Source organism: Cyanobium sp. LEGE 06113 (genome assembly GCF_015207615.1).
Genome location: NZ_JADEWM010000010.1, coordinates 56,636 through 70,805, shown reverse-complemented (window position 1 = coordinate 70,805; position 14,170 = coordinate 56,636). Strand labels below are relative to the sequence as shown.

Genomic DNA, 14,170 nt, shown 5'->3' with positions numbered 1-14,170 from the left:
GCTGGCGCCCAGGCCATCGCCGCCTGCGGCCAGGCCGATCCAGCCGTGCTGGCGGCAGCGGCCCTGGCCCACGCCCAGGCGGGTCTGAGGGCGCGCGCAGGCGCTGGCCCCGGCCACTGCACACCGATGGCGATCGCCTCCGCCCTGGCGGGCCTCGATCCGGCGCCAGGCGGCCAGGGCGAACCCTCCTGGGCAGCAGCAGAAACCTGACGGTGTGACTTCGGCCACAACAACCGTGTGCTTTTGCAAGCAAAACCTAAAGGGTTACTGAAATGACACCGGATCCCCCCATTTGGCGTGGATAGTCTTATGCCTCGACTGGCCGTCCTGATGAACGCCACCACCCAAAGGGCCAGTGATCACAGCCGCAGACGCAGCAGTGATCCGATCAGTTGGTATCTCGCCAGCATCGGCCGGGAACCCCTGCTGACGCCGGCCGAGGAGATCGAGCTGGGCAATCAGGTGCAGGTGTTGATGCGGCTCCTGGAGAGCGATTCCGCCAGTTATTCCGACCACGACAAAAAGCTGGTGCGGGTGGGCCAGCGCTCCAAGCAACGCATGATGAAGGCGAATCTTCGCCTCGTGGTGAGCGTGGCCAAGAAATACCAGGGCAAGGGTCTGGAGCTGCTCGATCTGATTCAGGAGGGATCCCTCGGCCTGGAGCGCGCCGTCGAGAAGTTCGATCCCACCCGCGGATACAAATTTTCCACCTATGCCTTCTGGTGGATTCGCCAGAGCATGACCCGGGCGATCGCCTGCCAGTCACGCACGATCCGCCTGCCGGTGCACCTCAGCGAGCGGCTGAGCGCGATCCGCAAGGTGAGCCTGGAGCTGGCCCACAAGCTCGGAGCCATGCCCAGCCGCCAGGAGATCGCCGAGGCCATGGCCATGCCCCTCGATGAGCTCGATGGCCTGTTGCGCCAGTCCCTCACCACCTCCAGTCTGGATGCACCGGTGAACGGCGATGAGGGCAGGAGTTTCCTGGGCGACCTGATCGCCGACTCCAGCGAGGAGGAGCCCCTGGACAGGGTCGAGCGAGGCCTCAACCAGGAGCAGCTCCAGCAGTGGTTGAACCAGCTGGGCGAGCAGGAGCGCCACGTGCTGCAGCTGCGGTTCGGGCTGGAGGGCTGCGAACGTCACACCCTGGCGGAGATCGGCCGTCAACTGGACGTGTCGCGCGAGCGGGTGCGCCAGGTGGAACTCAAGGCCCTGCGCAAGCTGCGCAATCTCACCCGCCGCACCCCCAGCAGCCTCTAGAACAGCCCTTCACGCCTGGCTGAACCGGCAGGGTGCTTCCGCCACTCGTCTATCACCCCGCCTACTCGGCCCCCCTGGCCAGCGACCATCGCTTTCCGATGGCCAAGTTCAGGCTGCTGTTCGAGCGCCTGCAGACCCTGGACCTGGCGCCGGCCGCCAACCTGCATCAACCGCTGCCCATCCCGCGCCGCTGCCTGGAGCTGGTGCATCCCCGGCCCTATCACCAGGCCTTCAGCCGCGCTGAGCTCCCCAGAGCCGACCAACGCCGCATCGGCCTGCCCTCCACCACCCCCCTGGTGCGGCGCACCTGGCTATCGGTGGGGGGCACCCTGCTCACGGCGCGGCTGGCGCTGCGCCATGGCGTGGCCTGCCACCTGGCCGGCGGCACCCACCATGCCTTCCCTGCCCAGGGCAGCGGCTTCTGCATCTTCAACGACGTGGCCGTGACGGCCCGGGTGCTGCTGGCGGAGGAGATCCTCCAGCGGCTGATGGTGGTGGATCTGGATGTGCACCAGGCGACGCCACGGCGGCCATTTTCGCCGGCGAGCCCCGGGTGTTCACCCTCTCCGCCCATGGAGAGAGCAACTTTCCCCTGCGCAAGCAGACCAGCGACCTCGACATCCCCCTGGCCGATGGCCTGGAGGATCGCGCCTATCTCCAGGCCGTGGGCGATGTCTTGCCCGATCTGCTGGATCAATGGCGGCCGCAGCTGGTGCTCTACAACGCCGGCGTCGACCCCCACCGCGATGATCGGCTCGGCAAGCTCTGCCTCAGCGACGCGGGCCTGCTCAATCGCGACCGCCTCGTGTTCGATGCCTGCCTGCGCCGCGGGATCGCTGTGGCCAGCGTGATCGGCGGCGGCTACGGCAGCCTGCCCGAACTTGTGGAGCGCCACAGCCTGGTGTTCCGGGCCGCAGCCGAGCAGGCCCGGTTGCACGGGCTGTAGGAGTGCTGAGTTCTGGTCTGCTCAGTTCTCGGCCCAGATGTAGCGGGTGAGCTCTTCGGGGTTGGGCTCGGGGGCAGAGAGGGCGAAGGAGACGCACTCACTGATCTCGGCATCGATCTCTTTCTCGATGGCCTTGAGTTCCTCGGCCGTGGCCAACTGCTGCTCCAGCAGCTGGCCCCCGAGCCGTTTGATCGGGTCCCGCTTGGCCCAGAAGGCCTTCTCGGCCTCGGCCCGCAGCTCGTCGGGGTCGGCCAGGGAGTGGCCCCGGTAGCGGTAGGTGAGGCACTCCAGCAGGGTGGGGCCTTCCCCGGCCCGGGCCCGCTGGATCGCCCGCTGGGCTGCCTCCCGAACGGCCAGCACATCCATGCCATCCACCTCTTCCCCGGCCATGCCGAAGGAGGCGGCCTTGCGCCAGATCTCCGGATCGCTGGTGGCGCGGTTGTGGTCCATGCCGATGGCCCACTTGTTGTTCTCCACCACGAACAGGATCGGCAGCTTCCAGAGCGAGGCCATGTTCAGGCACTCGTAGAACTGGCCGATGTTGCAGGTGCCGTCGCCGAAGAAGGCCGCCGTGACCGAGTCACTGGCAGCATCGCCAAGGGCATCGCGCTTGTAGCGGCTGGTGAAGGCGGCCCCGAGGGCCACGGGGATGCCCTCGCCGATGAAGGCGTAGCCGCCCAGGAGATGGTGTTCCCGTGAAAACAGGTGCATCGAGCCGCCCCTGCCCTTGCTGCAGCCGGTTTCCTTGCCGAACAGTTCGCTCATCACCTGGCGGGCCGGCACACCGCAGCTGAGCGCATGCACGTGATCGCGGTAGGTGCTGCAGAACCAGTCGTGCTGGGCCTTCATGGCCTTGATCACCCCCGTGCTCACGGCCTCCTGGCCGTTGTAGAGGTGCACGAAGCCAAACATCTTGCCGCGGTAGTACATCTCCGCGCACTTGTCCTCGAAGCGCCGGCCGAGGGTCATGTCGCGGTAGAGCATCAGGCCCTCCTCCCGCGTCACCGTGGCGGGGGTGGCCGGATAGAGGTTCTCCAGGCGCTCGGCATGGGGACCCGCCACGTGGGTGGACTCGGCGGAACAGCCCGGAACCCCGGAGTCGGCCAGGCCGGAGGCCGCCGAACTGTTGCGACTGGTGTCTGCCTGGGTCATGGGGGAAAGCTCGTCAAGCGGGCCTGGGGCAACGCCGGATCCTGAAGCGAACTGTACGGGGTCTGGGCACCGGAAGTGTTCGTGCCGCTGCCAAAACCGGAGTCCCTGTCTACAGTCGGCCACTGAGGCCAGCGCGGGTTGGAACTGCCGATCGATCACTTCCGGTTGCTCGGTGTCAGCCCGACCACGGACGCCCAGTCGGTGCTGCGCACCCTGGAGCAGCGCCTCAACCGGGTGCCGGAGCAGGGCTTCACCGCCGAGACGCTGCAAGCCCGGGAATCCCTGCTGCGGCTGAGCGCCGATCTGCTCACCGACTCCCACCGCCGCGAGGCCTACGAGTCGGAACTCACCGCCCTGGGTGGTGAGGATCACCCGCTGCAGGCGGCCCTGGAGATCCCCACCAGCCGGGAGCTGGGCGGCCTGCTGCTGCTGCTGGAGGCCGATCAGCCGCTGGAGTGTTTCAGCCTGGCGCGACGGCTGCTGCAGCCCCCCCAGGCCCCCACCCTCGGCAGTGGCCGCGAAAGCGACCTCAGCCTGCTGGCTGGCCTGGCCTGCCTGGCCGGTGGCGCCGAGCTGCAGCGGCAGCGTCGCTACGAGGCCGCCGCCCTCACCCTGCGGGACGGCCTGCAGTTGCTGCAGCGCATGGGCCAGCACCCTCCCCTGCGACAGCGGGTGGCCGAGGAGCTCGCCCAGTTGCGACCGTTCCGCGTGCTCGATCTGCTCAGCCGCAGCCTTGCCGCCAGCGACGAGCGCGCCGAGGGCCTGAAGCTGCTGGAGGAGCTTGTGCAGGAACGGGGCGGCCTCGAGGGAACCAGTTCGGCTGGCATGAGCCCCCAGGAGTTCCAGGCCTTCTTCCTGCAGATCCGCGGCTACCTCACCGTGCAGGAGCAGGTGGACCTGTTCAGCCGCTGGGCCGATCAGTCGGCCGTGGCCGACTTCCTGGCCAGCACGGCCCTCACCGCCTCCGGCTTCGCCCAGCGCAAGCCGGAGCGGATCGCCGCGGCCATGCAGCGGCTGCAGGCCTCCGGCCAGGACGGCATCCTGCCCCTGCTGGCCTGTCTGCACCTGCTGCTGGGCCAGGTGGAGGCAGGCCAGCAGGTGTTCAGGCGCGGCGCCAGTGAGGACGCCAAACTGAAGCAGTGGGCCGAGCAGCGCAGCGACGATCCCCTGGCCCAGCTGTGCGACTACTGCCGCGACTGGCTCAAGGGAGACGTGTTGCGCGGCTACCGCGACCTGGAGGCTGACCCCGATCTGGAGGCCTATTTCGCCGACCGCGATGTGCAGGCGTTCATCGAGCGCCTGCCGCAGCCCCTGATTCAGGCCGATCCCCCCGCCGGCGACCTGTTCAGCCAGGCCGGCTGGCCTGACAGTCCTGCTGCTCCGGCTGGCCTGGCGGGGCAGTGGCCTGAGGTCGAGCCAGCCCTGGGCCTGGAGAGCGATCGAGAGCCCATCAGCTCGGAGGACAGCGGGGCCAAGGCCTCCTGGACATCCCGGCTGCGGGGCGCACTGCCTTCCATGGCACTGCCTTCGATGGCACTGCCCTCAATGGCCTTGCCCTCGCTGCGGATCCCCGCGATGCGGAGGCCTGAGCTGCGGCTGCCGGCTGTCGCCCTGCCGCGCTGGAGGCGCTCCAAGGGCCTCAACCTGAGCAAACACAGCAGGCGCCTGCGGCTGCCCCGCAGCCGCCGCGGTCGCCTCCTGGTGGCCGTGGTGGCTGCCGGAGTGCTGGGCGCTGGGCTGTGGGCTCTGCTGAGGCCACGGCCCCAGCCCATGCCGATCCCGGTGGAAACCACGCCGGCACAGCCTGCAGCGCCGCCGGCCGGCCCCGAGGCAGCAGCCCCGCCGCCCGCCCAGCCCGCCCCCCCCCGTGCCGCTGCAGGTGGCAGAGCCCTCCCAGGCCCAGGTTCAGGCCCTGCTCGAAACCTGGCTGGCGGCCAAGGCCGCCGTGCTGGCCGGCGGCGAGAGCCCGGTTCCGCTCGACTCCATGGCCCGTCAGGGCGAGATCGCCTACCTGCAGCAACAGCGCCGCGAATCGGCCGCCAGGCAGCAGACGCTCAAGCTCAACACCACCGTGACCAACCTCACGATCGAAGCGCGCTCCCCCAGGCGCATCGCCGCCCTGGTGAGCCTGCGCTATAGCTCCCAGCCCATCAACGCCGCCGGGGCGCCTGCCGGCCCGGCAGCCCAGGCCGATCTGCGCAACCGCTACGTGTTCGGCCGCGACGGCGACACCTGGCGGGTGGTGAGCTTCTCGCCCCTGCGCTGAGGCCAGAGCCTGCCACGCCGGTTTTTACCATCGGTGGCAGCGGTGCCCCCGCGCCCACCTCTCCCCCGGCCTCTCCGCGATGTTCGACGAGCTCTCCCAGCGGTTTGAAGACGCCGTCAAGAACCTGAGGGGCCAGGCGGCCATCACCGAGGGCAACGTCGAAGGGGCGCTGAAACAGGTGCGGCGCGCCCTGCTGGAGGCCGATGTGAGCCTGCCGGTGGTGAAGGACTTCGTCGACGAGGTGCGCCGCAAGGCGGTCGGTGCCGAGGTGGTGCGGGGCATCAGCCCCGATCAGAAGTTCATCCAGGTGGTGCACGAGCAGCTGGTGGAGGTGATGGGTGGCGAAAACGCCCCCCTGGCCGCTGGGGGGACGGCGGAGACGCCCTCCGTGGTGCTGATGGCCGGCCTCCAGGGCGCCGGCAAGACCACCGCCACCGCCAAGCTCGGCCTGCACCTCAAGGAGCAGGGGCGCAAGGCGCTGCTGGTGGGCGCCGACGTTTACCGCCCGGCGGCCATTGAGCAGCTCCGCACCCTCGGCGGCCAGATCGGCGTGGAGGTGTTCAGCCTGGGCACTGAGGCCAGACCGGAGGCCATCGCGGCGGCGGGCATCGCCAAGGCGCGGGCCGAGGGTTTCGACACGGTGCTGGTGGACACTGCCGGCCGCCTCCAGATCGACGCCTCGATGATGGAGGAGATGGTGCGGATCCGGGAGGCCTGCAGCCCCGATGAGGTGCTGCTGGTGGTGGACTCGATGATCGGTCAGGAGGCCGCCGAGCTCACCCGCGCCTTCCACGAGCAGGTGGGCATCACCGGAGCGGTGCTCACCAAGCTGGACGGCGACTCCCGCGGCGGTGCGGCCCTCTCGATCCGCAAGGTGAGCGGCGCTCCGATCAAGTTCATCGGCACCGGCGAGAAGGTGGAGGCCCTGCAGCCCTTCCACCCCGAGCGGATGGCCAGCCGCATTCTCGGCATGGGGGATGTGCTCACCCTGGTGGAGAAGGCCCAGAAGGAGGTGGAGCTGGCCGATGTGACGCGCATGCAGCAGAAGCTGCAGGAAGCCAGCTTCGACTTCTCCGATTTCGTGCAGCAGATGCGCCTGATCAAGCGCATGGGCTCCTTGGGCGGGCTGATGAAAATGATTCCGGGGATGAACAAGATCGACGACGGCATGCTGCGCCAGGGCGAAGAACAGCTGGGCAAGATCGAGGCGATGATCAGCTCGATGACGGCCGCCGAACGGGAGAATCCCGATCTGCTCGCCTCCACTCCCTCGCGCCGGCGACGCATCGCCGCCGGCAGCGGCCACACCCCCGCCGAGGTGGACAAGGTGCTGACCGACTTCCAGAAGATGCGTGGCTTCATGCAGCAGATGACCCGGGGCGGCGGCATGCCAGGCATGCCCGGCATGGGGGGAATGCCTGGCATGGGCGGCTTCCCGGGCATGGGTGGCTTGCCAGGCATGGGTGGCGGCATGCCTGGGATGGGGGCGCCTGCTGCCGCTGGCCGCAGCCGCAAGGCCCACAAGCCCCCCAAGAAGCGCAAGGGGTTCGGGCAGCTCTAGGGAGGTCGGGCCAGGGGGTACATTGCTTGTTTGGACACCTAGCGGCAAGGCCCCGATGATCAAGCTCCGCCTGAAGCGGTTCGGCAAGAAGCGGGAAGCGAGCTTCCGCCTCGTGGCGACGAACAGCACCTCCCGCCGGGATGGTCGACCGCTCGAGGAGCTCGGCTTCTACAACCCCCGCACCAAGGAGACCCGCCTCGACACCGAGGCGATCCGCGCCCGCCTGGCCCAGGGTGCCCAGCCCACCGCCACCGTGCTGAGCCTGCTCGAGCGGGGCGGTCTGGTCACCAAGACCGTGCGCTCCTCTGTCGTGGTGGGCCAGGCCAAGCAGGCCGCCGCGCGGGAGGCCGCCGCCAAGAAGGAGGCCCGCGAGGCCGCTGAGGCCAAGGCCGCTGCCGCAGCTGAGGCAGAGACCGCTGCGGCAGCCGCCGCCGAGCCTGCTGCCGAGGCTTGAGCTCCAGCCCGGCGGCTGAGCCAGGAGGCCGCAGCGGCGCCTCCGTGGCCCTGCCTGATGCCACCGCCGCCCTGGCTCTTGCCGGTGAGGCGGAGGCCACCCTGCGGCGCCTGGAGGCTCTCACCGGGGCCTCGCTGGTGCTGCATGGCCTTGAGCTGTGGATCGGCGGCCGGCCCCGCCAGATCGAGCGTGCCCAGACCCTGGTGGACATGCTGCGCCCGCTCTGGCAGCAGGGCCAGGCCATCACCCCGGTGGATCTGCAGACGGCCCTGCAGGCCCTCGACACCAACCAGGGGGCCGCGCACCGCTCCCTGGGCGAGCAGGTGCTGGCCAGAAGCCAGAGCGGCCAGCTGTTGCGCCCCCGCACCCTGCGCCAGAAGGCCTACGTGGAGGCGATGGAGCGCCACGACCTCACCCTGGCCCTGGGCCCCGCCGGCACCGGCAAGACCTTTCTGGCCACGGTGCTGGCCGTGCGCATGCTCAACGACCGCAAGGTGCAGCGGCTGATCCTCACCCGGCCGGCTGTGGAGGCCGGCGAGCGGCTGGGCTTTCTGCCCGGCGATCTGCAGCAGAAGGTGGATCCCTACCTGCGCCCCCTCTATGACGCCCTGCATGCCCTGCTGGGCACCGAGCGCACCAGCGCGCTGCTGGAGAAGGGGGTGATTGAGGTGGCGCCCCTGGCCTACATGCGCGGCCGCACCCTGGCCGATGCCTTCGTGATCCTCGATGAGGCCCAGAACACCACCGCCGCCCAGATGCGCATGGTGCTCACCCGGCTGGGCGAGAACTCGCGCATGGTGGTCACGGGCGATCCCACCCAGCTGGATCTGCCGCCCGGGGTCACCAGCGGCCTCAAGGAGGCGGCGGAGGTGCTGGAGGGGGTCGAGGGCATCGCCGTCTGTCGGCTCGGGGCCGCCGACGTGGTGCGCCACCCGCTGGTGCAGCGCCTGGTCACCGCCTACGCCCAGTGCGATGCCCGCCGCCAGAGCCCAGCCCCTCCCAGGCGGTCGTCATAGGGAGATCCACACCTCTCGGAGCCCAACGGGGACGGGCACCGAGGCGCCGGCACTGCCAGGATGAGCCCAGTTCGATTTCCCGGTGCGCCATGCCGGCCAGCAGCAATTTCCAGGAGGCCATCCGCGAGGCGCAATCGAGCGCCCTGGTGGGCCCCAATGTGGTCAACAAGGCCCTTCCCTACGTGGGCGGTGGCATGGTCCTCACCGCCGGTGGGGTGATCGGCGGCCTGGCCCTGATGGCCGCCAATCAGGCCCTGTTCATGCCGCTCTTCTGGGTGGCCCTGATCGGCAACTTCATCCTCTTCTTCGTGGCCCAGAACGTGGCCACCAAGGGCAACAACGCCACGGCCCTGCCGCTGCTGGCGGCCTACAGCCTGATCACCGGCTTCACCCTCAGCGGCATCGTGGCCTATGCCCTCTCGGTGGCCGGTGTGGGGGCCATCGGCACGGCCACCCTGGCCACGGGCATCACCTTCGTGGTTGCCTCCTTCGCGGGCCGCCGCATGAGCGACAGCGTCGGCCAGGCCCTCAGCGCCGTGGTGGGCCTGGGCATCATCGGCCTGCTGATCGCCATGGTGGTGCAGATCGTCGGCAGCCTGTTCGTGCCCGGCATGTTCGGGGGCAACGGCTTTGAGCTGCTGATCGCCGGCTTCGGCACCGTGCTGTTCATCGGCGCGGCCTTCGTGGACTTCTACACGATGCCCCGCACCTACAACGACGACCAGTACCTGGCCGGCGCCCTGGGGATGTACCTCACCTACATCAACCTCTTCATCTTCCTGCTGCGGCTGATCATCGCCCTGCAGGGCGGTGGCCGTCGCGACTGACCATCCCTTGGAGAGTGACATCAGTGTTCCACTTCCTTGCTCCACTGATGTCATCGCTCCACTGATGTCATCCCAGGCTTTTCAAGCCGCTTGCGCCCCCCAGGGGCGCTTTTTTCTGGGAACTGCAGAGGCCGACACCGGACACTGGCCTTGCCCTCAGCCGCTCACCCCTCCGCCACGGCCTCCACGACTGCGGCGATGGCCTGGCGTTGCTCGGCGTCGTAACCCCAGCGATCGAGAAAGGCCACATCCTCACCCTCGGCAGCGGCGGCGGCCGCCAGCAGCGTTTCCAGCCTCTCCTTGACACCGAGGGGCTCCAGCAGGCGCAGCAGCTCGGTGCAGCGGCTGGCCACCCGCAGCGAGGCCTGCTGCTGTTCAGCATCGTCGGCGCGGCCGTGGTGCAGGGCCATGGCGGTGCTCATGGCCAGATTGCGGGCGGTGAGATCCACCACTCCCGCCCCCGCAGCCCTCAGCTGCAGCACCAGCGGCTCGGGCAGCCGGTCCATCAGCGGACAGTCGCCCACCAGGCTGACCACGAAGAAACCGCGGGCCCCATCCCGGCTCGCCACCAGCTCCCCGAGTCGATCGGCGAGCACCTCATCACTGAGCTCGCCGTTCTCCCAGAGCGCCAGCCACTGCGCCGTGATCTCCATGGCCTGCTGGAAAGTCGGTTCAAGGGGTGTGGTGGTCATGGCGATCGCGATGGGAGGGGTCCAGCGATCTCTGAGGTTATGGAATCCGGGCGCCGCTGCCGCTGGCCATGCCCAGACTGGGAAGGCCCTGCCAGCCACCGTGTCCACCAGCGAGTCCAGCCATGCCACAACTGACGCGACGCTGAACGCGACTGCTGAAGCACAGGCGGCCGAAGGCGTGCTGCTGCCGATTCCAGATCCAGCCGAATCGGCCCGGATGCTGCAGCCCTCCCCCGCGGAGGGCCCGTTTCGCTCCGGTTTCGTGGCCCTGGTGGGGCGGCCCAACGTGGGCAAATCCACCCTGCTCAACCAACTGGTGGGGGAAAAGGTGGCGATCACCTCGCCGGTGGCCCAGACCACCCGCAACCGGCTGCGGGCGATCCTCACCACCGCGGCGGCCCAGCTGGTGCTGCTTGACACCCCCGGCATCCACAAGCCCCACCACCTGCTGGGCGAGCGCCTGGTGAAGACGGCCCGCAGTGCCATCGGCGAGGTGGATGTGGTGCTGCTGCTGGTGGATGGCAGCCAGCCGGCCGGCCGCGGCGATGGCTTCATCGTGGAACTGCTGCGCCATTGCCGCGCCCCGGTGCACCTGGCCCTGAACAAGCACGATCTGGTGCCGCCCGAGCAGGCCGCGGCCCTGGCGGGCAGCTACCGCGACCTGCTGGCCGGTCGGGGGGATTTCGCCAGCCCCGGAGGCAGCCAGGCGCTTGGCTGGCCCCTGCACCCGGTGAGCGCCCTCAGCGGCGAGGGCACCACGGAGCTGGTGGATGCCCTCAGCCAGGACCTGCCCCCCGGCCCCCAGCTCTACCCGGCCGATGCAGTGAGCGACCAGCCCGAGCAGCTGCTGATGGCCGAGCTGATCCGCGAGCAGGTGCTCACCCACACCCGCGAGGAGGTGCCCCATTCGGTGGCGGTGAGCATCGATCGGGTGGTGGACGACGGTCCCCGCACCGCCGTGCTGGCCACGGTGCTGGTGGAGCGCTCCAGCCAGAAGGGCATCCTGATCGGCAAGGGGGGCCGCATGCTCAAGACCATCGGCCAGGGGGCCCGGCTGCAGATGGAGAAGGTGTTCTCCGGCCCCGTGTACCTGGAGCTGTTCGTGAAGGTGGTGCCGGGCTGGCGACGCAACGCCGCCCGCCTGGCGGAGCTGGGCTACCGGGGCGACTGAGGGCCACGCAGGGGCAGGCGACTGAGAGGATGGGGCCATGAGCGACACCCCAGCTTTTCCGCCCCAGGAGATCGGAGCCTTCCTGCGCTTCTGCGCCGGTGAGTGGATGGGCCTGCGCAGCCAGTTTGCCCTCGGCGAGGTGGTCGAGGAGGAGGGAGCCAACGGCGATGAATGGCACAGCAGCGAGCGCGGCGAACTGCTGGTGACCTTCCTGGAGCCCACCGACGACGGCCCCGGTGGCCTGCGGGTGGGGCCCAGGAACGCACCACCCAGGGAGTTGCTGTTCAGCGCCGACGGCCTCTTCAGCAGCAGCGCCTCTGGAGAGGGCTCCAGTGCAGCGGGCCCTTCCGGCGGCCTGGAGGGCCACTGGCAGCTGTGGCCCGATGGCAGCCTGGAGTTGTGGCTCAGCCAGGGCGATCGCGAGGTACGCGAGCGGATCTGGTTCACCAAGCCCAACCTGCGCCTGCGCAGCACGGTGGAGCGCCAGAGCGACGGCACCCCCGGACAGGCCAGCTTCAGCACTGAGATCCGCCGGGTGAGCCAGCCGGCCAGCGGCGGCTGACGGCCATGCGCCTCGATGTGGTCAGCCTCGCACCGGAGGCCTTCACGCCGCTGCTCAGTCTGGGCGTGATCGGCCGCGCCTTTGCCGCCGGCATCGCTGAGCTGCACGTGCACAACCCCCGCGACCACGCCAGTGATCGCTACCGCAAGGTCGACGACGTGCCCTACGGCGGCGGCGCCGGCATGGTGCTCAAGCCCGAACCGGTGTTCGCCGCGGTGGAGGCGATCCCGGTGCTGCCACGGCGCCGGGTGCTGCTGATGAGCCCCCAGGGGGTGCCGCTGGGTCAGGGCGACCTGCGCCGCTGGGCCGCGGAGCACGACCAGCTGGTGCTGCTCTGCGGCCACTACGAGGGCTTCGATGAGCGCATCCGCAGCCTCGCCCACGAGGAGGTGTCGATCGGCGATTTCGTGCTCACCGGCGGCGAGCTGCCGGCGGCGGTGGTGATCAACGGCGTGGTGCGCCTGTTGCCGGGAACGGTGGGCACGGCAGCCTGCCTCGACGACGAGAGCCACAGTGCCCTGCTGCTGGAGCATCCCCACTACACCCGCCCTGCCAGCTTCCGGGACATGAGCGTGCCGGAGGTGCTGCGCAGCGGCGACCACGGCGCCATCGCCCGCTGGCGCCAAGAGCAGCAACAGCAGCGCACGCGCGAGCGCCGGCCCGACCTCTACAGCCGCTGGCAGCAGGCCAGCGGCGACTCCGGCGGCGGCTGAGCTCAGCCCTTCTCCTGCAGGCCCCTGAGGGCTGTGAGCAGCGAGGCCGGGCTCTGGGGATCCACCATCAGCACAGTGCCCCCCTTGGCATGGGCGAGCTGTTCGCCCATCTCCATCCAGTCGCGGGCCAGGAGCAGCCGCAGGGCCTCGGCGGCGGCGGGGTCGGCGGCGATCGCCCTGGCCAGGCAGGTGGCGGCGGCGGCGCGGGCCTCGGCCTGCAGGCTCTGCTGCTTGGCCTCCGCCTCGGCCTGCAGCAGCAGCGCCTGGGCCCGGCCCCGGGCGGCGTTGAGTTCACTGTCGCGCACACCCTCGGAGCGCAGGATCGCGGCCCGCTTCTCGCGCTCGGCCGTCATCTGCTGCTCCATCGCCTGCTGCACCCCGGCGGAGGGATGGATGTCGCGCAGTTCCACCCGGGTCACCTTCACGCCCCAGGGATCGGTGGCCAGATCCAGCTCGCGCAGCAGGGCCTCGTTCACCTCCTGGCGGGTGGTGAAGGTCTGATCGAGGTCGAGCTTGCCCATCTCGGCCCGGATCTGGGTAAGCACCAGGTTCACCATGGCGGCCTGCAGGTTGTCGACGCCGTAATAGGCGCGGGAGTGCTCCAGCAGCTGCCAGTACACCACCGCATCCACCTCGATCGACACGTTGTCGCGGGTGATGCACTGCTGGGGCGGGATGTCGAGCACCCGCTCCTTGAGCGACTCGTGGCTCACCACCTTCTCCACCACGGGCAGCACGAAGGAGAGGCCCGGCTGCAGCTGGCGGTCGTACTTGCCGAGACGCTCCACCAGCCGCGACTGGCCGCCGCTGGTGACCTTGACGCTGTTGAAGCCCAGAAAGGCCATCACCACCAGGGCCGGCAGGCTGAACAGGGCTTCCATGGGGAGCAGGGGACTGAGGGGAGAGCAGGGGGCAGGCGCTACGTCAGGGCAGACCTGGCCCTGATCAGGCTAGGTCTGCCTGCCGGCCTGGGCGTCCCGGGCCACCGTCTGCCCTGGCACCAGGCCAGCATGGATTCGCCCCATTCCCTGACCCATGGCACTGGCATCGGTGATCTGGCTGCTGGTGGGCCTGGCCCTGCTCGGCCTCGAAGGGCTCGGGGCTGAGTTCGATGGTCTGCTGGAGGCGGCGGTCGCGGCTCTGGTGGTGTCGGCGCTGAGTGCCCTGCTGCCCTGGCCGCCGCTGCTGCAGGTGGTGGCCTTTGCCGTGCTCAGCGGCCTGGGGCTGCTGGCGCTGCGGGGCTGGGAACGGCGCAGCCGTGAGCGCTCGATCCCCGCCAGCGGCCACAGCCAGCGGGCCGCAGTGATCAGCGGCTTCGAGGGCACGGCGGAGGGGCGGGTGCGCTGGCAGGGCCAGAGCTGGGCCGCCACCAACCTCGAAACCAGCCGGACACTGCAACCCGGCAGCGCGGTGACCGTGATGGGCCGCGACGGCAACCGGCTGCAGGTGCTGCCGGACGCGGCTCCAGGCGAGCTGCCGGGTGAGTCAGGGCACTGATTCCAAACCGGGCGGCAGGCCAACCCTCTCAACCTGAGCGCGGCCAGCCCAGCGAA

The 14,170-nt window shown here is 69.7% G+C and carries 13 protein-coding genes and 2 pseudogenes; 12 read left to right on the top strand and 3 right to left on the bottom strand.

Going from position 1 to position 14,170, the window contains the following annotated elements; genetic code table 11:
- From IQ220_RS14285 to IQ220_RS14275, 3 genes and pseudogenes are all read left to right on the top strand, one after another.
- A pseudogene (locus IQ220_RS14285) lies at nucleotides 1-210 on the top strand (hypothetical protein); the annotation flags it as partial.
- A 120-nt stretch (nucleotides 211-330) separates the two neighbouring features.
- On the top strand, nucleotides 331-1,257 hold the full coding sequence (locus tag IQ220_RS14280) for a sigma-70 family RNA polymerase sigma factor (protein ID WP_193815352.1): 927 nt from the start codon (nucleotides 331-333) through the stop codon (nucleotides 1,255-1,257).
- Between the two features lie 32 nt (nucleotides 1,258-1,289).
- A pseudogene (locus IQ220_RS14275) lies at nucleotides 1,290-2,203 on the top strand (histone deacetylase).
- Nucleotides 2,204-2,224: 21 nt separating this feature from the next.
- Here the strand turns inward: IQ220_RS14275 and pdhA are convergent.
- Nucleotides 2,225-3,355 carry a pyruvate dehydrogenase (acetyl-transferring) E1 component subunit alpha gene (pdhA, locus tag IQ220_RS14270; protein WP_193915991.1) on the bottom strand — a complete coding sequence of 377 codons (1,131 nt, stop codon included), beginning with the start codon at nucleotides 3,353-3,355 and terminating at the stop codon, nucleotides 2,225-2,227.
- A 1,867-nt stretch (nucleotides 3,356-5,222) separates the two neighbouring features.
- On the opposite strand from pdhA, the gene IQ220_RS14265 reads away from it, so the two are divergent.
- The 5 genes from IQ220_RS14265 to IQ220_RS14245 all read left to right on the top strand — a co-directional run bounded on the left by IQ220_RS14265 (nucleotide 5,223) and on the right by IQ220_RS14245 (nucleotide 9,479).
- Nucleotides 5,223-5,621: an IMS domain-containing protein gene (locus IQ220_RS14265; RefSeq protein ID WP_370566500.1), complete on the top strand. Its 399-nt coding sequence runs from the start codon at nucleotides 5,223-5,225 to the stop codon at nucleotides 5,619-5,621.
- A 79-nt stretch (nucleotides 5,622-5,700) separates the two neighbouring features.
- Nucleotides 5,701-7,182, top strand: a complete 1,482-nt coding sequence (gene ffh, locus IQ220_RS14260; protein ID WP_193915985.1) for a signal recognition particle protein — start codon at nucleotides 5,701-5,703, stop codon at nucleotides 7,180-7,182.
- Between the two features lie 55 nt (nucleotides 7,183-7,237).
- Nucleotides 7,238-7,636: a 30S ribosomal protein S16 gene (rpsP, locus tag IQ220_RS14255; RefSeq protein WP_186699043.1), complete on the top strand. Its 399-nt coding sequence runs from the start codon at nucleotides 7,238-7,240 to the stop codon at nucleotides 7,634-7,636.
- Nucleotides 7,633-8,652, top strand: a complete 1,020-nt coding sequence (locus IQ220_RS14250) for a PhoH family protein (protein WP_186699041.1) — start codon at nucleotides 7,633-7,635, stop codon at nucleotides 8,650-8,652. The genes rpsP and IQ220_RS14250 overlap by 4 nt, the downstream gene beginning before the upstream one ends.
- An 89-nt stretch (nucleotides 8,653-8,741) precedes the next feature.
- Nucleotides 8,742-9,479 carry a Bax inhibitor-1 family protein gene (locus IQ220_RS14245; RefSeq protein WP_186699039.1) on the top strand — a complete coding sequence of 246 codons (738 nt, stop codon included), beginning with the start codon at nucleotides 8,742-8,744 and terminating at the stop codon, nucleotides 9,477-9,479.
- A gap of 164 nt (nucleotides 9,480-9,643) precedes the next feature.
- On the opposite strand, the gene IQ220_RS14240 is transcribed toward IQ220_RS14245, so the two are convergent.
- On the bottom strand, nucleotides 9,644-10,171 hold the full coding sequence (locus IQ220_RS14240; RefSeq protein ID WP_193915982.1) for a hypothetical protein: 528 nt from the start codon (nucleotides 10,169-10,171) through the stop codon (nucleotides 9,644-9,646).
- 184 nt (nucleotides 10,172-10,355) lie between these two features.
- Here IQ220_RS14240 and era point away from each other — a divergent pair, with 184 nt between their 5' ends.
- The 3 genes from era to trmD are packed head-to-tail and all read left to right on the top strand — an operon-like array spanning nucleotide 10,356 to nucleotide 12,617.
- Nucleotides 10,356-11,342 (top strand): GTPase Era, encoded by a 987-nt coding sequence (gene era, locus IQ220_RS14235; RefSeq protein WP_370561764.1) that lies wholly within the window; start codon nucleotides 10,356-10,358, stop codon nucleotides 11,340-11,342.
- A gap of 37 nt (nucleotides 11,343-11,379) precedes the next feature.
- On the top strand, nucleotides 11,380-11,904 hold the full coding sequence (locus IQ220_RS14230) for a phycobiliprotein lyase (protein WP_193915979.1): 525 nt from the start codon (nucleotides 11,380-11,382) through the stop codon (nucleotides 11,902-11,904).
- A 5-nt stretch (nucleotides 11,905-11,909) separates the two neighbouring features.
- Complete coding sequence (trmD, locus tag IQ220_RS14225) at nucleotides 11,910-12,617, top strand: tRNA (guanosine(37)-N1)-methyltransferase TrmD (RefSeq protein WP_193915976.1); 708 nt, start codon at nucleotides 11,910-11,912, stop codon at nucleotides 12,615-12,617.
- A gap of 2 nt (nucleotides 12,618-12,619) precedes the next feature.
- On the opposite strand, the gene IQ220_RS14220 is transcribed toward trmD, so the two are convergent.
- The gene (locus IQ220_RS14220; RefSeq protein WP_193915973.1) at nucleotides 12,620-13,498 is read right to left on the bottom strand and encodes an SPFH domain-containing protein; all 879 of its coding nucleotides are present in this window, start codon (nucleotides 13,496-13,498) and stop codon (nucleotides 12,620-12,622) included.
- A gap of 154 nt (nucleotides 13,499-13,652) precedes the next feature.
- Here IQ220_RS14220 and IQ220_RS14215 point away from each other — a divergent pair, with 154 nt between their 5' ends.
- Nucleotides 13,653-14,114: an NfeD family protein gene (locus IQ220_RS14215; RefSeq protein WP_193915970.1), complete on the top strand. Its 462-nt coding sequence runs from the start codon at nucleotides 13,653-13,655 to the stop codon at nucleotides 14,112-14,114.
- The last annotated feature ends 56 nt before the right edge of the window (nucleotides 14,115-14,170 follow it).